18 protein-coding genes are annotated in these 19,062 nt (G+C 69.1%); 9 read left to right on the top strand and 9 right to left on the bottom strand.

Translation table 11 applies throughout. From position 1 onward, the window contains the following. Nucleotides 1–142: 142 nt before the first annotated feature. The 7 genes from NR798_RS24490 to NR798_RS24460 all read left to right on the top strand — a co-directional run bounded on the left by NR798_RS24490 (nt 143) and on the right by NR798_RS24460 (nt 8,866). Nucleotides 143–3,235 (top strand): NAD(P)-binding protein, encoded by a 3,093-nt coding sequence (locus NR798_RS24490; protein WP_375764897.1) that lies wholly within the window; start codon nt 143–145, stop codon nt 3,233–3,235. Beyond that, nucleotides 3,210–3,767: a DUF1801 domain-containing protein gene (locus NR798_RS24485; protein WP_375764896.1), complete on the top strand. Its 558-nt coding sequence runs from the start codon at nt 3,210–3,212 to the stop codon at nt 3,765–3,767. Before NR798_RS24490 ends, NR798_RS24485 begins: the two co-directional genes overlap by 26 nt. 191 nt (nt 3,768–3,958) lie before the next feature. Continuing rightward, nucleotides 3,959–4,948 (top strand): ATP-binding cassette domain-containing protein, encoded by a 990-nt coding sequence (locus NR798_RS24480; RefSeq protein ID WP_375764895.1) that lies wholly within the window; start codon nt 3,959–3,961, stop codon nt 4,946–4,948. A gap of 36 nt (nt 4,949–4,984) precedes the next feature. Further along, on the top strand, nt 4,985–5,704 hold the full coding sequence (locus NR798_RS24475) for an ABC transporter permease subunit (RefSeq protein ID WP_375764894.1): 720 nt from the start codon (nt 4,985–4,987) through the stop codon (nt 5,702–5,704). An 8-nt stretch (nt 5,705–5,712) separates the two neighbouring features. After that, a complete protein-coding gene (locus NR798_RS24470; protein ID WP_375764893.1) occupies nt 5,713–7,347 on the top strand; it encodes a GldG family protein in 1,635 nt (544 codons plus the stop codon). 20 nt (nt 7,348–7,367) lie between these two features. Continuing rightward, complete coding sequence (locus NR798_RS24465) at nt 7,368–8,327, top strand: DUF4340 domain-containing protein (RefSeq protein WP_375764892.1); 960 nt, start codon at nt 7,368–7,370, stop codon at nt 8,325–8,327. Beyond that, nucleotides 8,261–8,866 (top strand): DUF4340 domain-containing protein, encoded by a 606-nt coding sequence (locus tag NR798_RS24460; RefSeq protein WP_375764891.1) that lies wholly within the window; start codon nt 8,261–8,263, stop codon nt 8,864–8,866. The genes NR798_RS24465 and NR798_RS24460 overlap by 67 nt, the downstream gene beginning before the upstream one ends. 21 nt (nt 8,867–8,887) lie before the next feature. Here the strand turns inward: NR798_RS24460 and NR798_RS24455 are convergent, their stop codons facing one another. Beyond that, entirely contained in the window at nt 8,888–9,919 is a 1,032-nt protein-coding gene (locus tag NR798_RS24455; protein WP_375764890.1) for a hypothetical protein, read from the bottom strand. 187 nt (nt 9,920–10,106) lie between these two features. Here NR798_RS24455 and NR798_RS24450 point away from each other — a divergent pair, with 187 nt between their 5' ends. Further along, complete coding sequence (locus NR798_RS24450; RefSeq protein ID WP_375764889.1) at nt 10,107–10,961, top strand: phosphotransferase; 855 nt, start codon at nt 10,107–10,109, stop codon at nt 10,959–10,961. On the opposite strand, the gene NR798_RS24445 is transcribed toward NR798_RS24450, so the two are convergent. Next, entirely contained in the window at nt 10,958–12,400 is a 1,443-nt protein-coding gene (locus tag NR798_RS24445) for a glycosyltransferase (protein WP_375764888.1), read from the bottom strand. The genes NR798_RS24450 and NR798_RS24445 overlap by 4 nt on opposite strands. A gap of 213 nt (nt 12,401–12,613) precedes the next feature. On the opposite strand from NR798_RS24445, the gene NR798_RS24440 reads away from it, so the two are divergent. Beyond that, entirely contained in the window at nt 12,614–13,333 is a 720-nt protein-coding gene (locus tag NR798_RS24440) for a dienelactone hydrolase family protein (RefSeq protein ID WP_375764887.1), read from the top strand. 40 nt (nt 13,334–13,373) lie between these two features. Here the strand turns inward: NR798_RS24440 and NR798_RS24435 are convergent, their stop codons facing one another. From NR798_RS24435 to NR798_RS24405, 7 genes are all read right to left on the bottom strand, one after another. Next, nucleotides 13,374–13,817 carry an OsmC family protein gene (locus NR798_RS24435; RefSeq protein ID WP_375764886.1) on the bottom strand — a complete coding sequence of 148 codons (444 nt, stop codon included), beginning with the start codon at nt 13,815–13,817 and terminating at the stop codon, nt 13,374–13,376. 86 nt (nt 13,818–13,903) lie between these two features. Beyond that, nucleotides 13,904–16,204: a molybdopterin cofactor-binding domain-containing protein gene (locus NR798_RS24430; protein ID WP_375764885.1), complete on the bottom strand. Its 2,301-nt coding sequence runs from the start codon at nt 16,202–16,204 to the stop codon at nt 13,904–13,906. Between the two features lie 10 nt (nt 16,205–16,214). Continuing rightward, nucleotides 16,215–16,676 carry a (2Fe-2S)-binding protein gene (locus NR798_RS24425; protein WP_375764884.1) on the bottom strand — a complete coding sequence of 154 codons (462 nt, stop codon included), beginning with the start codon at nt 16,674–16,676 and terminating at the stop codon, nt 16,215–16,217. Then, nucleotides 16,673–17,272, bottom strand: a complete 600-nt coding sequence (locus NR798_RS24420; protein ID WP_375773818.1) for an Isoquinoline 1-oxidoreductase subunit — start codon at nt 17,270–17,272, stop codon at nt 16,673–16,675. Before NR798_RS24420 ends, NR798_RS24425 begins: the two co-directional genes overlap by 4 nt. A gap of 96 nt (nt 17,273–17,368) precedes the next feature. Further along, a complete protein-coding gene (locus NR798_RS24415) occupies nt 17,369–17,974 on the bottom strand; it encodes a hypothetical protein (protein WP_375764883.1) in 606 nt (201 codons plus the stop codon). Between the two features lie 194 nt (nt 17,975–18,168). Beyond that, the gene (locus tag NR798_RS24410) at nt 18,169–18,519 is read right to left on the bottom strand and encodes an HU family DNA-binding protein (protein WP_375764882.1); all 351 of its coding nucleotides are present in this window, start codon (nt 18,517–18,519) and stop codon (nt 18,169–18,171) included. A 113-nt stretch (nt 18,520–18,632) separates the two neighbouring features. Continuing rightward, a complete protein-coding gene (locus NR798_RS24405; protein WP_375764881.1) occupies nt 18,633–19,046 on the bottom strand; it encodes a group 1 truncated hemoglobin in 414 nt (137 codons plus the stop codon). Between the last annotated feature and the right edge of the window lie 16 nt (nt 19,047–19,062).

The following is a 19,062-nucleotide window of genomic DNA, read 5'->3' as shown; positions in this document are numbered from 1 at the left end:
TGGCGCTTGGGCCTGAAAGTGTTTGGTTTGAAAGTGTTTGTACCAAAAGCATTACGAAAGATGAAGCCCCCACGGTGCCCCTCCTACGCCGCGCGCGGCGTGAAGGCCGTCGTGGGGGTTCCCGCCCCTGGACCGGGCAGGCATGCGTGTGGGACGAGGGGGGCCGCTCACACCGTCACGGAGGCGTCTCTCCCGCGCTATGCATTCGCCCACTCCCCATCTACCCCCTCGCGAGAAGATCGCCATCCTCGGTGGAGGCATGGCCTCGCTCTCGGCCGCCTTCGCCCTGACCGACACGCCAGCGCTCCGCGAGCGCTACGAGCTCACCGTCTATCAAGACGGCTGGCTGCTCGGCGGAAAGGGCGCGAGCGTCCGCAACCGGGAGGCGCACGGACGCATCGAGGAGCACGGCCTGCACGTCTGGCTCGGGTATTACGAGAACGCCTTCACGCTGCTGCGCCGCTGCTATGAGGAACTGGGCCGTCCCCCGGGCGCCGCGATGCGCACGGTGCGCGATGCCTTCATCAAGCACAGTGCCATTGTCGTCGGAGAGCAGACGCCGCGCGGCTGGGAGCACTGGAGCGTCGACTTCCCGGAGACCAGCGAGTGGCCCGGCGATGGGCGCCCGCTGCCGAGCCCCGCGGACTCCCTCCGTGCCGCCACCGCGCAGGTGCTCCGGTATGCGATGGACTGGTGGACGCAGTGGCGGAGTGCCCTGCCCGAGGCCGAGGACGTGGCCGGGCAGCTCCGGGGCCTGCTCAAGCACGTGCTCGCGCTCCAGGCGTCCGTGCTCGTGGGCAGGGCGGCGCGCACCGTCGCCGAGGGGGTCGGGACCGTACTCGATCGGCTCCGGGTCCTGGCACGGCGCGACCTCGAGTCCGATACCCAGCTGCGGCGCTTGTGGGTCGTCCTCGAGTACAGCGCCGTCTGTTTGATCGGCCTCCTGCGCGAGGGCGTCTTCGGGCCGGACGGTGACTTCGAGGCGCTCGACGAGCTCGACTTCAGTGACTGGCTGCGCAAGTACGGCGCCTCGGAGATGACGGTGTCGAGCGGGCTGGTCCGCGCCTTCTACCACCTCGCCTTCTGCGACGGTGGCGGTGCGGGGGCGGGGCTCGCCCTGCTCGGGATGATCCGCATGTTCACGTGCTACCGCGGCGCCATCTTCTACAAGATGCGCGCGGGCATGGGCGAGACCGTCATCGCGCCCCTGTACGAGGTGCTGCGGCGGCGCGGTGTGCGTTTCGAGTTCTTCCACCGCGTGGAGCGGCTCGAGCTCTCCGCCGACCAGCGGCGCGTCGAGCGCGTCGTCATCGGCCGGCAGGCGACGCCCAAATCCGGCGAGTATCACCCGCTCATCGATGTCGGGGGACTGCCGTGCTGGCCCGAGCAGCCCCTCTACGAGCAGCTCGTCGAGGGTGAGGCGCTCGCCCGCCACGGCGCGAAGTTCGCCTCCTTCTGGAGCGACTGGCGCCCCGTCGAGCAACGCACGCTGCACCTGGGTGATGACTTCCATCATGTCGTGCTGGGGATCTCGATTGGAGCGCTGCCGTTCGTCGCCCCGGAGCTCATCGCGGCGAGCCCGCGGTGGCAGCGCATGGTCGAGCACGTCAAGACGGTCCGCACGGTGTCGATGCAGCTCTGGGTGACCACGCCCATCGGGCAGCTCGCCTCGAACGAGGCCGCGCCCGTCACGACGGCCTACCGGGTGCCGCTCGAGACCTGGGCGGACATGTCGCACCTCATCCCGGCCGAGGGCTGGAAGGAGCGCGACGGCGTGCGAGGGATTCTCTACGCCTGCGGCCAGCTCGGGCAGGGCGACGACCCTGTCTCCGTGGATGATCCGCGAGCCGGCGACCGCGCGGAGTTGGAGGGAGTCGCGCGTGGCATCCTCGAGGAGCACCTGCCGCACCTCTGGCCGGGCGGCGCGGACTCGCGCGGGAGTCTCCGGTGGGAGGGGCTCTTCGATCCGGAAGGCCGCACCGGGCCCGAGCGCCTGCGCGCCCAATACCTGCGCGTCAACGCGGAGCCTTCGGACCGCTACGTGCTGTCACTGCCAGGCACGCAGAAGTACCGCATCGCTCCCGATGAGTCGGGGTTCGAGGGGCTCGTCCTGGCGGGCGACTGGACCCGGACCGGCTATGACCTCGGCTGCATTGAGGCAGCCACGATGTCCGGCCTGATGGCGGCGAGGGCGCTCGGTGCGCCGGTCTCCATCGTCGGCGAGGTTCCACGGCGGCGCGTGGAGCCCAAGGTCGCGTTGCCTCGCTATGTCGACCGTCCCGGAGAGATGGCGCTGCGCTCGCCCTACATGCTGGAAGAGGTCTCGATGACCGCGCTCGTGCTGAAGGCCCGGCGGGATGCGCTGGGCGCGCTGCTCGATCGTTACTTGAACATCCCCGCGCAAGGGCACGTGCGTTACGTGCCCGCGGCTCCCTTCGTCGTGCTCGCCGCGGCCTTCGCCGGGCGCGCGTTCTCCGGGGATCCGGAGCACCGCCGCCTGGGCTACATGCCCGAGACCGACGTGGCCTTCTGGGTGCCGGCCTGGGCCATGCGCCCGGGGAAGGGGAGGCTGATCCCCGACCGGCTCGTCTGGTTCCTTCCCCATGTCTTCGTCTCGACCGGCGCCGCCGCGGCCGCCGGGCGTGAGATCTACGGCTTTCCTAAGAGCGTGACCGAGATGGAGGTGCGCCGCTCGGAGCACGCGCTCGATTACCTCTCGGTGGTGGGGGAGGTGCTCGCCCGGAATACCCCCGAGACGTGCGGCACCCGGGCTCGCATCCTCGAGGTGACGCGGAGCCAGGCCACCCCGGGCCCGCTGCGCTCCGTTGCCGGGATGCTCGGGGAGGTGCTGCGGCCGATCGATTCATCGGGCGCGTGGGCCTCGTCGCTCGCGCGGAGCTTCACCGCGAACGAGGTGACGATCGCGTTCTTGAAGCAGTTCCGTGACGTCCAGCACACGGATCGCGCCTGCTACCAGGCCATCATCGAGGCGAAGGCGGCCGTGCGGACCCTGCGGGGGTATGGCCCGATTCCTGGCACGTTCCAGGTGAGCTGGGGCGATCACGCCAGCCACCCCTTCACGGCCGATCTCGGCCTCGAACCTGGGGGACAGAAGGCCCTCGCGGCCACCTGGGTCGACTTCGATTTCGTCATGGAGCCGGGGCGCGAGATCTTCCGTGCCGATGCAGGGCCGCTACACTCGCGGCCCCATGCAGAGCAAAGCCACCACCGTTGACCAGTACCTTGCCTCGCTTCCGGAGGACCGCCGCGCGGCGATCTCCGCCGTGCGTGCGGTCATCCGCGAGAACCTCGACAAGAACTACGAGGAGGGCATCCAGTACGGGATGATCGGCTACTACGTCCCGCACAAGGTATTCCCCGCGGGCTACCACTGCGATCCGAAGCAGCCGCTGCCGTTCGCCGCGCTGGCCTCGCAGAAGAACCACATGGCCGTCTACCTGATGGGCGTCTACGGCCAGCCGGAGCAGGAGAAGTGGTTCCGCGACGCCTGGGCGAAGACGGGCAAGAAGCTCGACATGGGCAAGTCGTGCGTGCGCTTCAAGAAGCTCGAGGACGTCGCGCTCGACGTGCTCGGCGAAACCATCCGCCGTACGCCCGCGAAGGCGTACATCGCGCACTACGAGTCCGTCATCCGGCCGCCGGAAAAGAAGAAGTCCCCCGCCGCCGCGAAGAGCAAGCCGGCCGCGAAGAAGACCGTGGCGAAAAAGCCGGCCGCGAAGAAGACCGTGGCGAAGAAGCGCGCGTAGCAGGCTGGGCTCTGGGCGAACGCGGCGCCCTACCTCGTACTCGCGTTTCACTCCAGTTGAAATCCACGGCCGCCCGGATGCGGAAATAAATCCGCACGAGGTCGAGTTGACAGCGCCGATCGCTGTCTTAAGTGCAGACGGCGTTTGGAACAAAACCGTTCGTTTCATGGGGTGAGGTCGTGACTCAACCAATGATCCGGATCGAAGGACTGACCAAGAGCTACGGAGCCACGCAGGCGCTGCGGGGGGTCAGCTTCGAAGTCCCCCGAGGACAGGTGGTGGGGTTCCTCGGGCCCAATGGGGCCGGCAAGTCCACCACGATGAAGATACTCGCCGGTTTCGTGACGCCGACATCCGGCACGGCGAGCGTCAATGGCATCGACGTCACCGCCGATCCGGTCGCGTCGCGGCGGTTGATCGGGTACCTGCCCGAGAACAATCCCCTCTACGAGGAGATGATGGTCTGGGACTTCCTGGACTTCATCGCCGACGTGCGGGGCATTCCCAAGGCCCAACGCACCGAGCGGATTCGCAGCGCGGTGGAGCGCTGTGGTCTGCGCGCGGTGCTGGGCAAGGACATCCACCAGCTGTCGAAGGGCTACCGGCAGCGCGTGGGCCTGGCGCAGGCCATCGTGCACGATCCTTATCTGCTCATCCTCGACGAGCCGACCACGGGCCTCGACCCCAACCAGATCGTCGAGATCCGCGGCCTCATCAAGGAGCTGGGGAAGGAGAAGACGGTCATTCTCAGCACGCACATCCTCAGCGAGGTGCAGAGCACCTGCAGCCGGGTGCTCATCATCAACGATGGGCGGCTGGTCGCGGACGACGCGCCGGAGCGGCTGGGGAAGGGCGAGGGCGGCACCGTCACCGTCGTGCTCGCGTCGAGGACGGGCGCCACGCTGCAGCCGGACCAGGTCCGCTCGGTGCTCGAGCGCGTGGCTGGCGTCACGGGCGTGGAGCCGGCCGAGGGGGAGGGGAGTGGGACGCTGGGCTTCCGGTTGCGCTACGGCGACGAGGACATCCGCCGTTCGCTCTTCGAGGCCGCCGTGCGCCACGAGCTGTGCCTGCTCGAGGTGAAGCGGCAGCACGTCAGCCTGGAAGAGACGTTCCGCAAGCTCACCGGAGGCGAGGGTCCACGCGGCCCGCAGGCGCCTCAGGTGCCGCCGCTGGCGGCCTGAGCGGGCTCCGATACATCCGACATCACGAGGTAGAGAATGGGAACGACACTGGCCGTCGCCAGGCGTGAGTTCAGGAGTTTCTTCAACTCGCCCGTCGCGTACATCGTCATCGGCGTGTTCCTGGTCGTGGCGGGCTGGCTGTATTTCAGTACCGTCTTCGTCGCCGGACAGGCCTCGCTGCGGGCGTTCTTCAGCATCGCCCCGGTGCTGTTCGTCGTCTTCGCGCCCGCGGTGACGATGCGGCTGCTGGCCGAGGAGCGCAAGAGCGGCACGTTGGAGCTGCTGCTCAGCATGCCCCTGCGGGACTGGGAGGTGGTGGCGGGCAAGTTCCTCGCGGCGCTGGGGATGGTCGCGGTGGGCCTGCTGTGGACGCTGCCCTATCCGCTCACCGTGGCGGGCCTCACCGCCGAGGGCGCCCGCTTCGACTGGGGGCCGGTGGTGATGGGCTACCTGGGGCTGCTGCTGATGGCCTCCAGCTTCCTGGCGCTCGGGCTCTGGGCGAGCGCTCTCAGCCGCAACCAGATCGTCGGCTTCATCATCGGGCTGTTGCTGTGCTTCGCCTTCTACTTCATCGACAAGTTCGCGATGGTGCTGCCCGAGTCGATCGGTGAGCTGCTCCAGTACCTCTCGGTGGACTACCACTTCGCGAACATCGCGCGCGGCGTGCTGGATACGCGAGATCTCCTCTTCTACCTGTCGCTCACGGGCGTGGGACTGGCGCTGACCACGCGCACCCTGGGCAACGTCCGTCAGTGAGGTTGACGATGAAACCCGGTTCCTCCAACGCGAACATCTTCCTGGCGGCCATCGTCGGCTGCCTGGTGCTCATCAACATCCTGGCCGTGCGCACGTTCGGCCGCTTCGATGCGACCCGTGACGGGCTCTACACGCTGGCCCAGGCCTCGAAGGACACCATGGCGGGACTCGAGGATCCCGTCACCGTCACGGCGTACTTCACCGAGGAGCTGCCGCCTCCGTACTCGGGCAACGCCCGCTACGTGAGGGATCTGCTCGAGGAGTTCCGCGCCGCCTCCAAGGGCCGGCTCTCCTTCGAGTTCCTGGACCCCATGAGCCAGGAGACGGCCGAGGACCAGGAGACCAAGAAGGAGACGAAGCGCGACATCTTCGGCCGAGTCTTCCGGGAGCCGACCTCGGTGGAGCGCGAGCTGGCGCAGGTGGGCGTCCAGCCCGTGGAGATCCGCGTCATCGAGGACGATCAGATGCAGACGAAGCGCGCCTACATGGGCATCGTCATCCAGCACCAGGAGAAGAAGGAGGTCATCCCCGTCGTCCAGGACGTCCGGACGCTCGAGTACGACCTGACCACGCTGGTGCGCAAGCTGACGCGTCCGAAGACGCCGGTGCTCGGGGTGGTGCAGGGCCACGACGCGCCCGCGCTCCAGGAGAAGCTCACGCGGCTGCAGACGCTGCTCAGCCAGCTGTACGAGGTCCGCCCGGTGGACCTGTCCGGCAAGGAGCGTGTGGACGCGGACGTGGACGCGCTGCTCGTCATCGGCCCGAAGACGGCGTTCCAGAAGAACGAGCTGAAGGCCATCGACCAGTTCGTGATGGAGGGCCGGAGCGTGGCGTTCTTCCTCGACTCCGTCCAGGTGGACCTGAAGACCTTCGAGCCGAGTGAGGCCACGCATGGGCTCGGGCCCCTGCTGGAGACGTGGGGCATCAAGGTCGGCGACCAGCTGGTGGCGGATGTCGAGTCGGCGCAGTTGAGCGTCCAGGAGCGCCGCGGCTTCATGGTCGTCTCGATGCCGGTGCCGTACCCGTTCATCCCGCTGCTCGAGCGGCTCGAGGGCGACAGCCCCGTCACCCAGGGCCTCTCGGGGCTCTCCCTGCCGTTCAGCACCACCGTCACCGCCACCGCGCCCGAGGGCGTCCAGGTGACGGTGCTCGCGAAGTCCTCGCGCAAGAGCTGGCTGGAGAACAAGCCCTACAACATCGATCCGCGGCGGGACTGGCGCTCGGAGACGATCACCCCGGACGGTCCACACCCGCTCATGGTGCAGGTGAGCGGGAAGTTGAAGAGCCACTTCGCCGCGGAGGCGCAGACCAGCACCGCCAACGGGACGCCCGTGCTCGCGGAGAGCAAGGGCGAGCCTCGGATCATCGTGGCGGGCGGCTCGGCGGCGCTGTGGGACGACTTCATGGGCCGGCCCAACCAGGCGCTGCTGCTGAACGTCGCGGACTGGCTGCTGCTGGATCCCGCGCTCCTGGCGATGCGCACCCGCGGCCTCGCCGAGGCGTCCCTCCAGCCGGAGCTGAGCGCCACGACGCGCAACGCCGTCAAGTTCGGCAATGCCTTCGGGATTCCCTTCGCGCTCGCCGCCTTCGGGCTCGTCCGCTGGCGGATGCGGGAGTCGCGTCGGGCCACTGTCACCGTCTGAATCACAGCTGAGGAAGAGCCATGAAGAGAGGAACGCTCATCGCCCTTGGCGCGTTCGCCGTGCTGCTCGTGCTGGTGCTCGCTACCCGCGAGCGGCAGGTCAGCGTGGGAGTCCGCAAGCTGGAACCGCCGAAGCTGGACAAGGCGCGAGTCACCGCGCTCGAGCTCACGGGGGCCCGCGGGGCCACCCTCCGCAAGGAGGGCGAAGGCTGGATCGTGGCGGACCCGGGCAAGCCGGACACGAAGTACGCGGCGGACGAGCGCCTGGTGAACACCGTGATCGAAGCGCTGGGGGAGGTGAAGAACCCGGACTTCGTCACCGATCGGGCCGAGCGGCTGGCGGAGTACGAGCTGGATGACGCGAAGGGGCTGAAGCTCAAGGTCATCCATGGCGGCGGGCCGGCCGTGGAGTGGGTGCTCGGGAAGAACGCCCGGAATGGCGGGGTGTACCTCCGGCAGGCGGGCAGCAATGACGTCTTCGCGCACCGGGGCCGACTGGACTGGACCGTGCGCAAGGAACTCAAGGACTGGCGCAAGCGTCAGCTCGTGTCGCTCGAGGCGGAGAAGATCTCCCAGCTCGTCCTTCGGTCGAAGGAGGGGGAGAGCATCACCCTGAAGAAGTCGGGAGCGAGCCCGGGGAGTGGAACCTCGCGGAGGGGACGCAGACGCCCGCGGGCTTCCGGTTCAGCGCGCAGGAGGCCCAGCGGCTCGCTCAGCAGCTGGCGAGCCTGTCCGCGCAGGACTTCCTCGAGGGGGAGGCCGCGGCGGACGCGGCTACGGGACTCGCCGAGGCGCACGACAGCGTGGAGGCGCAGCTCCAGGACGGCAAGAAGGTGGTGGTGCACCTGGGCCGTCAGCCCGAGGCGAAGGATGGCGCTGGCACCGTCCCGGCCCGGGTCGAGGGCGATGCGCAGGTGTACCAGCTCTCGCAGTACACGGCCGCGCAGCTGCGCAAGCGCCTCGTGGACTTCCGGGACATGAGCCTCTTCAGCTTCGAGCCGGCGAAGGTCACGAAGCTCAAGGTCCAGGCCGGAGGCAAGACGGCCGTGGTGGTGAAGGAAGGGGAGGGGTGGAAGCTCTCGGAACCGGGGAAGCTCCCGGACGGCTTCGAGCTCGACCCCTCGCAGGTGGACGTGCAGCTGGCCTGGTTGCGGAGCCTTCGCGCAAACCGCGTCATCGAGGCACAGGTGACGGATGGGCAGGTGGGGCTCGCCTCGCCGGCCGCGCTCGTGGAGGTGAGCGTGGAGGGCGGGCCTGTCCAGACGCTTCGGTTGGGCAAGGAGGCGCCAGCGGTGGCGAACAGCGCGAAGGAGCTGTTCGCCCGGAGCACGCTCGACGCGCTCACCTACGCCGTGGACGAGGGCGTGCGCACCCGGCTGGGCCAGGGCCTCGAGCTGTTCAAGCGCCAGCCGCGGCCGGACTTCGCCGGAGGCGGGCAGGTGCACGGCCTCGAGTCACTCCCGCCCGACCTGAGGCGGCAGCTGGAGGCCCAGATGCGGGCGGCCTCCGGCAACCGCTGAGGCGCACGATGCTCCTCGCCCTCAATCCTTTCCCGAGCGCTCGATGTAGATGGTGTCGGTTCTACAATTGCTCGTCCTCGGGACCACCGGCGGCGCGCCCTGCACCATCTTGGCGATGTCCAGGCTGGGGACGACGTCCCGGGGCAGGCTCAGCCGGAGCTCCTGCAGGAACCGCCCTCCCGCGCACAGCAATTGAATCCGCTGCTCCACCTCGGGGCCGAGCTCGCGCCGCACATGGGCGAAGAAGTCGTTCACGCTCATCTCCTTGCCGATGTTGGACCGGATGAACTCACCGATCGCGGAACGATCGACGTCCTCGGCCAGCTGCTTGATGGTGAGGAAGTACTCATCGTCCGGTTTGGCCTGGCAGGTGCCGTGCTTGTCCCATTCATGGGTGGCGAAATCCGTCCCGAACATGAGGTTCGGCATCCACGGCCCCACCTCCGCGAGCGTGTCCTCGGAGAGGTCGAGCGCGGCCCCCCGGCAGTCTCCGTAGCGGGTTCCACAGGCCCGCTTGTTGGGCCACAGGCCATGAATCGTGAGGTGCGAGATGGCGAGCTCACCGGACTCGAGGGCCTCACACTCCGGTTTCGTCCCGCGGAACTGGGCGTGCTCGCAGAAGCCGGGCTGCCAGCTCAGGGAGAGCACGTTGCTGTCGTACGTGTTGGCGGTGTTGCACTGGGCCCGCCCGCCACCGCCGGGTTTCTCTCCAGGGGGCGGCTTGCCACCAGGCTCGGAGGGAACGGGTTCCCCCGGGATGAGCTGGGTCACGCCGCACTCCTTGGGCACCCAGCGGCTCGGGTCCCGGACGTCCGGGACGTTGATGCGGATCCAGTCCCAGTCCTGCTCGTTGAGCTCCTCGATCGTATAGGTCTGTCCCGGCTCCAGCCGGACGAAGCCGGGGTTGGTGCCCTTCTTGAAGGACTTGAAGGCCTCGCAGGAGCGCACCGCCTCGAAGGTTCCGGCCGCCCTCACGGACGCAAAGGCATTCGCCGAGAGCGAGATGGCCAGCACCGCGAGGATCCGGCGAGGAATGGGATGTCGGATTGTCATGCGAAGACCCTCCACGACGAGACGCACATCAGACGCACGTCAAGGTGGCTTCGGTGGGAGTGTGTTCACAATGCCCTCGCGGTACTCCCCTCGTGCCCATGGGAGGACAGCGGGGCCCGCCGCCAGGGCAGTGACTTCGCCCTGAAGGGGGGGGCCACGGGCCGGAAGGCGCCTAGGATGCATGCCCATGCACCCGCCTGCCTTCCCCGAGGCCCTCGAGGCCTTCGTCCGCACCCACCTCGGCTCCTTCGAGGTGCTCGCCGACCACTCCTGGCCGCACGGAGAGTCTCGCGTGTGGGAACTGCGCGCGGGCCCTGGCCGGGTCATCCTCAAGGAGCAGCGGCGCCAGAGCGTGTTCGACCGCGAGCGCCACGCCCTGGTGCACTGGGCCCCCGCGCTCGGTGAACGCTCCGTCCAGCTCGTCGCGAGCGACGGGGAGCGCCGGCTGCTGCTGTTGACGGCCGTGCCCGGCCAGCGCGCCGAGACGCTGGGCCTCGAGGAGCGCCTGGAGCGGGACCTGCACGCCCAGGCCGGCGAGCTGCTCGCGCGGTTGCACGCGCAGGCCGGCGAGGACACGCCCTTCGCACCGAGCCTCCGGCAGCGCTTCGAGGCGTGGGCACCGCGCGCGGAGGGCCTGCTCGACGCCGCCACGCTCGAGTGGGTGCGGCGGTGCGTCGAGGACGCGGCCCGGGAGCCCTGGCCGCCCCAGGTGCCCTGCCACTGGGACTTCACGGCGAGGAACTGGCTCGCCGAGCTGACGGGAGGACACCTCACCGCGTACGTCATCGATTACGGCAATGCGCGTCTCAACCCCTGGCTGCGCGACCTGACCCGCCTGTACTTCGAGACGTGGGGGCAGCGGCCCGACCTGCGGGCCGCCTTCTTCCACGGGTACGGCCGCCCGCTCGAAGCGCGGGACGAGCACCTCGTGCGTGTGGGCGGGGCTCTGGAGGCCCTCACGACCGTGGTGTGGGCCCGCGAGCACGGCGACGCGCCCTTCGAGGCACGGGGCCGTGAGATCCTGGGACGGCTGGTGCCCTAGACGTACCCTCCGCCAAGCCTCCGTTTGAACCGATGCAGCAGGCGATCGTAGAGCAGCCGCCGCCGGGAGCCGGGCAGGGCGATGAACTGATCCTTGATGCCTCGCACCCGGCCCACCAGCTCCCAGGCCAGACTGGAGCGGATCGCCGCCAACTCGGAGCCCAGGTGCGTGGACTCCGCCTCCTTCATGGCAAGCGCGTCCGCGAGCTGTCCCACCTCTGTCCGGAGTCGTGCGGAGAGGGTGCGCTCGGTTTCGAGGCCTTCCCTCAGGGTCGCCATCTCGCCGGCCCTTGCCTCGGACTCGTGCCGGAGCGCTTCGTTCTCGCGCCGGAGTGTTTCGGTCTCACGCCGGAGCGCCTCGGTCTCTCGCTGGAGCCCATGGAACTCGTTCCGGAACGCGCTCTCCCTCGCTTCGGCGTGCAGCCGCCCCAGCAAGGACTCCGTGTAGACCGTCCCCTCCCGGCCATAGGCGCTCCGGGTCTGCTCCCCGAGGGCTGTCTTCCCCTCCAGGAGCCGGGTGTAGAACGCCAGCAACTCCTCGACCCGGCGGCTGAGGGGATACTCGCGCCAGATGCGCTTCGCGAGCGCGGCCACATCCACCCGCCGTGCCTCGTCCAGCAGCAGGTGCTCCAGCTCCTGCCGTGACGGACGCGACCGGGTCAGCCGGCCGGAGAAGTTCCGGGAGGCCTGCGCGTCCAGCCGCTCCGGCGTCATCAGGCCATCGCAGCCGTGCACGTCGTAGAGCAGGCACGGCTTCTGGAGGGCCGCCGCCAGCAGCGCCGTCCGTCCGATGGTGATGACCCGATCGAAGCCCCGCAGCAGCTCCGGGCTCATCTCCACGGAGTTGTTCGGGTAGCCGAAGTGCGTCCACTCCAGCCCCGGGTGGGCGGCGCGGAGCGCATCGAGATCCCTCGCCAGCGTCTGATCCAGGTGGTTGCTCACCACCGCGATGCGCCGGGCCTCCTCGGGTTGGCCGGGGGCGTCTGGCACCAGCCCGGTGTCGTCGAACCAGTTCCGGAAGACCGCGAGCGGCACCTCCGCGCCGAACCGCGACGAGCGCAGCGCGTCCAGCACCTCCTCCGATACCGCCAACCCCTGGGCCACTCCCGCCCAGACGATGGGGGCGGCTTCGAGGGCCGGAATGATGCCCAGCGAGGAGAACACCGCCTTCGCGCGCAGCCGGAGCGCCCCCAGGTAATAGAGGCACGGCGCGTGGTGGACATGGAGGATGTCGGGCTCGAACGCCTCGATGCGCTCGTCGTCCCCCGCGGTGAAGATCGTCACCCCGCGGCGGGCCAGCTCGTCGGAGATGCGCCCCGGCCGCAGGGTGAAGACGGCCACCTCATGCCCCACCCGTTGCAGCGAGGAGGCGAGCTCCAGGCAGTACAGTTCCGAGCCCCCGCGATCCTCCAGATGGTGATTGGTCAGCATGAGCTTCATAGTTTGGGCTCATACCTTACTTCAGTTTCTCGAACCGCTGTTCGAAGCACCGGGCTGTCCGGGGGGTTCTGCCAGCAGGACAATCGCCCCGAGCGCCCGCCGCGGAGGGCCGCCTTGCCCCTGGCGTGAGACGGTCCCTCTGCCGTTGACAGGATGCGGGCCTTTCTGGTTGTGACGCTCCATCAGCGAGCTGCAAGAGCAAGGGAGCAGGTGATGAACGCAAGCGGCGAGTGGGTGGAGCTGGGCGACGGGCTGCGGGGCTATTACGCGCGGCCCGAGGGCTCGGGGCCGTTTCCGTGCGTCGTGATCTTCATCGAGGCCTACGGCCTCAACGATCACTTCAAGCGGCTGACCGAGCGCTTCGCCGACGCGGGCTTCGCCACGGTGACGCCTGACCTCTACGGCGGCGCCGTCTACGCGTACTCGGATCTGTCGAACGCCATCGCCCACCTGAAGCGGCTGGACGACGACACCGTCATGGCGCAGACGGAGAGGGCGCTCGATTTCCTGGCGGGCCGGGAGGAGACGGACTGGACGGCGGTCGCGGCGCTGGGGTTCTGCATGGGGGGCCGGTATGCGTTCCTCGCGAACGCCGCGCTGCCGTCGCGGTTCAAGGCGGCCTCCGTGTTCTATGGCGGCGGCATCGGCCCGGTGGAGGACGCCTTCGGCCGCAAGACGCTCCTGGATCGCGTGGGGGACATGCAGGCGCCCATGCAGCTCTGGTACGGCACGGAGGACCACTTCATCCGGCCGGAAGAGCATGGCCGCATCGCCGAGGCGATGAGCAGGGCGGGCAAGCAATACTCCCTGACGGTGTTCTCCGGGGTGACCCACGGGTTCTTCTGCGAGGACCGGGCGAGCTACGACAAGGACGCCGCGCGGCGCTCGTGGCGTGCCACCACGGCCTTCTTCCACGAATACCTGGAGGCCTGACCCCGGCCTCGCGGGGCCTACCGTGAAATGGGCTGGAGGATTACCGGGCCTCTTCGATGGTGGGCTCCATGAGCACCTCGGAGGTGATGCTCAGGCCGATGAAGCAGTACTTGTGGGCCTTCTCGAACATCTCGCGCACCTTCGCGGGGTCCGTGCCGGGGGCCACGCGGATGGTCGGCGCCAGGCGCACCCGGGTGATGCGCGACACTTTGTCCACGGTGTCGAGCGTGACGGTGACATGGTCCTCGTAGCCGCGCACGTCCAGGCGCACCTTCTTCGCCAGCGACAGGAAGGTGAGCATGTGGCAGGTGGCCAGCGAGGCGCCGAACAGATCCTCGGGGTTCCAGCGTGCGTCATCCCCTCCATACGAGGACGCCGCGCTCACCGCGATGTCCTGCTTCCCCGTCGTGCGGGCCACGGCATCGCGGGGATACTCGGCGGCCGTGGAACCTTCCCAGTGAAGCGTCAGCGGAAACTCGTGCAAGACCCACCTCCATGACCGAGAGCATGTGAGAGTCCCCGGCGGGATGGGAACCCGTCGGGGAAGGGAAGGGCAGGGGAGCCCCGCGCTCAGACCTTGAGCGACTTCGCGATCGGCAGCTCGCGCACGCGCGTCCCCGTGAGCGCGAAGACGGCGTTGGCGATGGCCGGCGCCACGGGCGGCACACCGGGCTCGCCGATGCCTCCCGGCGCCGCGTCGCTCTGGACGATCTCCACGTGGATCTTGCGCGGCGCCTCGCCGATGCGCGTCAGCCGGTAGTCGCGGAAGTTGGACTGCTCCACCGCGCCGCCCTTCATCGTGATGCCGCTGTAGAGCGCGATGCTCGTGCCGAAGATGATCGAGCCCTCCATCTGGGCCCGGACGCGATCCGGATTGATGACCGTACCGGCATCCACCACGATCCACGCCTCGTCCACGGCGACCTTGCCGTCCGGCTTGCGCACCACCGACGCGACCACTCCCACGTAGGACAGGAAGCTGCGGTGCGCGGCCAGGCCCAGCGCCCTGCCGTCCTTCTTCCGGTCGCTCCAGCGCGACAGCTCCGTCACCCGCTCGATGACGCCCCGCAGGCGGCCCACGTCCACCGGATGCTTCTCCAGGGGCTGGCCGTAGTTCGCGAGGCTCTCGACGCCCAGCTCCTGCACCGTCTTCACCTCGCGCGCCGGCCCGAGCACCTCCAGCAGGACGTCCCGCGTGTCCTGGCCCCGGGCGTGGGCGATCTCGTCGATGAACGAGTTGACCGAGAAGGCGTGGAAGATGTTGTAGACGGACCGCAGCCAGCCGATACGCACGTGGGCATTGGCCTCGCACGCCTCCGCGCGGATGTTGGGCACTGCGATCCCCAGATCCAACACGCCCTGCTGCAGGTCCCTCGCCGAGGCCCGGTTGACGGGCCCGAAGGTGGAGCCGATCGGCGGGAACGCGGTGCGGTGTCTCCAGGCCACCACCTTGCCGCTCTCGTCCAGGCCCGCGGTCAGCCGCTGCGCGCTGACGGAGTGGTAGTAGTCGTGGCGGATGTCGTCCTCGCGCGTCCACTGCACGCGCACCGGCACGCCCGCCTCCTTCGCGAGCAGCACCACCTCGGAGATGAAGTCCGCCTTGGACTTGCGCCCGAAGCCACCGCCCAGGAACGTCACGTGGACCGTGACCTTCTCGGGGGGCAGTCCCAGCACCTGGGCCGCCGTCCCGCGTGCCGCCTGCGGGTGCTGCGTCGGGGCCCAGATCTCACACGTGCCCCCCTCGATGTGCGCCACCGCGACCGGCGGCTCCATGGGCGCGTGCGACAGGTGCGGCATGTGGTACTCGGCCTCGAGGACCCGCGCGGCCTTGGCGAGCGCGCCCTCGGCGTCTCCCACGCTGCGCAGCACCGTGCCCGGCGCCTGCACGGACGCGCTCAGCTTCTTGCGGTACTCGTCCGAGTCATACGCCGCGTTCTCGCCCTCGTCCCAGATGATCTCCAGGGCGGCGCGGCCCTTCATCGCCGCCCAGGTGTTCTCCGCGAGGACGGCGATGCCTCCCCAGGGCTGGAAGGCGTACGGAGCCTTCGGTGCCGGAAGCTCGATGACGCGCTTCACCCCGGGAATCGCCAGCGCGCGGCTGGCGTCGTACTTCGCCACCTTGGCTCCGACGATGGGCGGCCGGGCGATCACCGCCGTGAGCATGCCCGGCAGCCGGATGTCGGCCCCGAACACCGCGCTCCCGTTGACGTAGGCGGGCCCGTCCAGCAGCGGCAGATCCTTGCCCACGTTGCGCAGCTCCGCCTTGGGCCGGAGCTTGACGTCCGCGGGCTTGGGCACCGTCTGCTTGCCCGCCTCGAGCGCCAGCTCTCCGAAGCCGAGCTTGCGCTGGCTCGGGCGGTGGAGCACGACGTGGTTGCTGGCCTCGCAGGTGTCCGGGGACACCTTCCAGCGCTTCGCCGCGGCCGCCACCAGCATCACGCGCGCGGTGGCGCCCGCCCGGCGCATGTCCTCGTAGATGCCGCGGACGCTGTTGGAGCCGTCCGTGTTCTGGTCGCCGTAGGCCGGATCTCCATCCGCCTGGACGATCTTCACCCGCGCCATGTCCGCGCCGAGCTCGTCGGCGATCAGCACGGGCAGCGAGCTGCGGATGCCCTGGCCCATCTCGGAGCGGTGGCAGACGATCGTCACCAGGCCGTCGGGCGCCACGTGCACGAAGACGTTCGGGTTCAGCCCCGCGTGAGCGGCCTCCTCGGCCGGGTTGCTCGTCTTCGGCTTGGGTCCGGAGAGCTTCCCGGACGGCTCTTCCGCGAGGCTGTCGTTGGAGAAGAAGCCGAGGGCGAGGCCGCCCACGGCGAGGTTCATCCCCGCGAGGAAGGTCCGCCGGGCAATCAACGTGTGCCGGTTGCTCATCGCGTCCTCCCTATTCCTCGGCCAGTCCCGCGGCCTTCTTCACGGCCGCGCGGATGCGCGTGTACGTGCCACACCGGCACAGGTTGCCCGCCAGCGACTGATCGATCTCGGTGTCGGTGGGCTGCGGCTTCTTCGCGAGCAGGGCCGCCGCGCACATGAGCTGCCCCGCCTGGCAGAACCCGCACTGGGGAACGCCCAGGTCCACCCAGGCGCGCTGCAGGGGGTGGTTGCCGTCCGGCGAGAGCCCTTCAATCGTCGTCACCGAGTGCCCGTCCGCGCGGCGGATGGGCGTCACGCACGCGCGCACCGTCTGGCCGTCCAGGTGGACGGTGCACGCGCCGCACAGCGCCTGGCCGCAGCCGTACTTCGTGCCGGTGAGGCCGAGCACGTCGCGCAGGGCCCAGAGCAGCGGCATCTCGGGATCGACGTCGAGCTCCTTGTCGACGCCATTGATACGGATTCGAATGCTCATGGCCGTGCCTCCTCGCTCGGGCACTCCGCGCCCGACTCCACCCATGCCGCTACGATGGCGCCGAAGCGCTCCTGCGAGCCCGGTGCCGGCTCGCGATCCGCGCCGGGCTTCCAGCCCCAGCCCACCAGCTCATCGTGCGCGTTGTGCTCCACGAGCTGCGCCAACGACTTGCCGCCGTTCCGGGACGGGTCCTTGATCTGCTCACACACTTGGCGAGGCGTACGGCCCACCCAGGCCATCACCCGGGGGGCGAGGTGCCAGTTCGGCGCCCCGGGCACCCGGGTCAGCTCGGCGTTGCGATCCTGGTGGCAGCTCGTGCACTCCATGCCGGGGATGCCGCGATCCTCGGGGCCGCGCACGACGGGAGGATCGTGCAGCTGCAACCCGGTCCGCTGGTAGGGCGAGTCCCCATCGGGATGGCAGTTGGCGCAGCGCGGGTGGAGCAGCACCCGGCTGGCCTCCAGGAAGAGCGCGCGTGAGCGATCGGCCTTGTCCGTGATGACGCCGAACGCCTCGGGGGCGCGCAGCTCGGTGGGGCCAACCGGGGGAAGCATCTCGGACGGCGACGGTGAGGGCTGACGCCGGCCACAACCCATCGCCAGAAGGACGAGGGCGGACGCACAGATGCGGACGTACGGCTTCGTGATCGTTCTCAAGCCCTCGGAAGCTACTCCAACCGGTGGGAGCGTGGCTCAGAAACTTCCCGCGAGTCCCAGCACCGTCCCGCCCCTGGGGGAGACGCTCACCAGGGGCTGGAGGCGCACCGACGAGGACACCTCGAAGGCCACGACGCTGAGGGCGTAGGGCAGCAACAGCGCGGCGCCCGAGAAGGCGGTGATGGTTCCCCGGCTGAGGGCGAAGGCCCCGGCGCCCGCCGCCATGCCCAGGGCCATGCCTCCGAGCGTGTGGAGGATGTGGCCCTGGCCGCCCAGCAGGGTTCCTCCGCCCCAGACGCCCAGGGCGAAGCCGAGGCCGCTGCCCAGCCACAGCCCTGTCAGCGGGTAGAGCGTGCAGCCGTCGGGGACGTCCAGCATCGAGGGAGGGCACCGCGAGACACCGATGCGCGCCCCCACGATGCCCAGGCCCACGCTGGCCAGCGCACCTACGCCCAGCTCCGCCGTGACGCGGAACACGCCATGGGGCCGTGAGGGCCTCACCGGTTCGGACTCGAGCTCCTCGGGCGACTCCTGCCACCGCAGCGCGGAAGGCGTCTCCAGTGGGGCCGCGGCGAAGCCCACTCCGGGCGCGAGGAGCAGCAGGGACAGCAGACACAGCATCGGGCGGGACAGAAGGATCATGCCCGGCCCCGGTGCAACCCCCAGGCCGGTGCGCTTCCACTCGGAGCACCGCGAGACGGCGCCGCCCGCGAGCCGCCGCGCCCTGACATGGCCGCCATGACGGGAATGTCATGACGGAGGGCTCCGGAAATGAATCGGGGGCCGAGCCCACCAGGCCCCGGCCCCCGTCTTCAGCTCTTCAGCGATTCAACGGCTTAGAGCATGTCCTTCAGCGCCTTGAGGGCCTGGATCTTCACGACCTTGCGCGCCGGCTTGGCCTTGAACACCGTCTCCTGACCGGTGAACGGGTTGATGCCCTTGCGCGCCTTGGTGGCCGGCTTCTTCACCACCTTCATCTTCATCAGGCCCGGCACCACGAACTTGCCCGGACCGCGGCTGCCCATGTTCTTCTGGATCTGCGTGCTGAGCGCCTGGAACACGGAGGACACCTGCTTCCTGCTCAGCCCGGTCTCCTCGGCGATCGACAACAACAGCGCGGACTTGGTCGGGCCCCGGTCGGAGGAGGCAGCCTTCTTCGCGGTAGCGGTCTTCGTCTTCGCGGCCATTCTGGTTTCTCCTTGTGAAAAAGGGATGGAGCTGCACTGCCTCTATCTATTCAGCGGGCAATCGGCAATGGATCAAACGCTCCAGCGGTGCGGATCCGCTGGCGATCAGACGATCAGCCGGCCTTCGCCGCCGGGCGCTCCACCACGATATCCGAGCGCGTGCTGCCGACGATGGCGAAGAGCTCCGCCTGCTCGGCCTCCGGAACCTTGTACTCATCCAGCACGGCCTTGAAGATGCCGGCGAACACCACCCACTCCGAGGCCGAGATGTTCAGGTGCTTGTGCGACTCCTGCATCGTCTTGCCCGTGTAGCGCTGGGGACCGCCGGTCACCTGGCACACCATCTCCGTGACCAGGTACTTGAAGCCGGCCTTGGGCACGCGGTGGTGCGCCTCGTCCACCAGCGGGTTCGCGTTCAGCTCGGGGGCAACCATGATGCGATCGATGAAGGTGTCCACCACGGCGGCAATGGCGTAGACGCCCCCCAGCCGCTCGTACAGCGACGGCTTCTTCGTTTCCGTGCTCATTCCAGCTCCAGATTGG

Origin of the sequence: Archangium gephyra, from assembly GCF_042230915.1 — a bacterium.
Lineage (GTDB): Bacteria > Myxococcota > Myxococcia > Myxococcales > Myxococcaceae > Archangium > Archangium gephyra_B.
The sequence above is the reverse complement of the archived record's forward strand: the minus strand, read 5'-3'. Positions and strand labels throughout refer to the sequence as shown.

Coding starts and splice junctions, on each gene's coding strand:
- NR798_RS24445 (WP_375764888.1), bottom strand. CDS start 12,400: ATGAAGCTCATGCTGACCAATCACCATCTGGAGGATCGCGGGGGCTCG.
- NR798_RS24465 (WP_375764892.1), top strand. CDS start 7,368: ATGAAGAGAGGAACGCTCATCGCCCTTGGCGCGTTCGCCGTGCTGCTC.
- NR798_RS24455 (WP_375764890.1), bottom strand. CDS start 9,919: ATGACAATCCGACATCCCATTCCTCGCCGGATCCTCGCGGTGCTGGCC.
- NR798_RS24415 (WP_375764883.1), bottom strand. CDS start 17,974: ATGATCCTTCTGTCCCGCCCGATGCTGTGTCTGCTGTCCCTGCTGCTC.
- NR798_RS24485 (WP_375764896.1), top strand. CDS start 3,210: ATGCAGAGCAAAGCCACCACCGTTGACCAGTACCTTGCCTCGCTTCCG.
- NR798_RS24420 (WP_375773818.1), bottom strand. CDS start 17,272: ATGGGTTGTGGCCGGCGTCAGCCCTCACCGTCGCCGTCCGAGATGCTT.
- NR798_RS24490 (WP_375764897.1), top strand. CDS start 143: ATGCGTGTGGGACGAGGGGGGCCGCTCACACCGTCACGGAGGCGTCTC.
- NR798_RS24480 (WP_375764895.1), top strand. CDS start 3,959: ATGATCCGGATCGAAGGACTGACCAAGAGCTACGGAGCCACGCAGGCG.
- NR798_RS24410 (WP_375764882.1), bottom strand. CDS start 18,519: ATGGCCGCGAAGACGAAGACCGCTACCGCGAAGAAGGCTGCCTCCTCC.
- NR798_RS24470 (WP_375764893.1), top strand. CDS start 5,713: ATGAAACCCGGTTCCTCCAACGCGAACATCTTCCTGGCGGCCATCGTC.
- NR798_RS24425 (WP_375764884.1), bottom strand. CDS start 16,676: ATGAGCATTCGAATCCGTATCAATGGCGTCGACAAGGAGCTCGACGTC.
- NR798_RS24430 (WP_375764885.1), bottom strand. CDS start 16,204: ATGAGCAACCGGCACACGTTGATTGCCCGGCGGACCTTCCTCGCGGGG.
- NR798_RS24450 (WP_375764889.1), top strand. CDS start 10,107: ATGCACCCGCCTGCCTTCCCCGAGGCCCTCGAGGCCTTCGTCCGCACC.
- NR798_RS24405 (WP_375764881.1), bottom strand. CDS start 19,046: ATGAGCACGGAAACGAAGAAGCCGTCGCTGTACGAGCGGCTGGGGGGC.
- NR798_RS24475 (WP_375764894.1), top strand. CDS start 4,985: ATGGGAACGACACTGGCCGTCGCCAGGCGTGAGTTCAGGAGTTTCTTC.
- NR798_RS24440 (WP_375764887.1), top strand. CDS start 12,614: ATGAACGCAAGCGGCGAGTGGGTGGAGCTGGGCGACGGGCTGCGGGGC.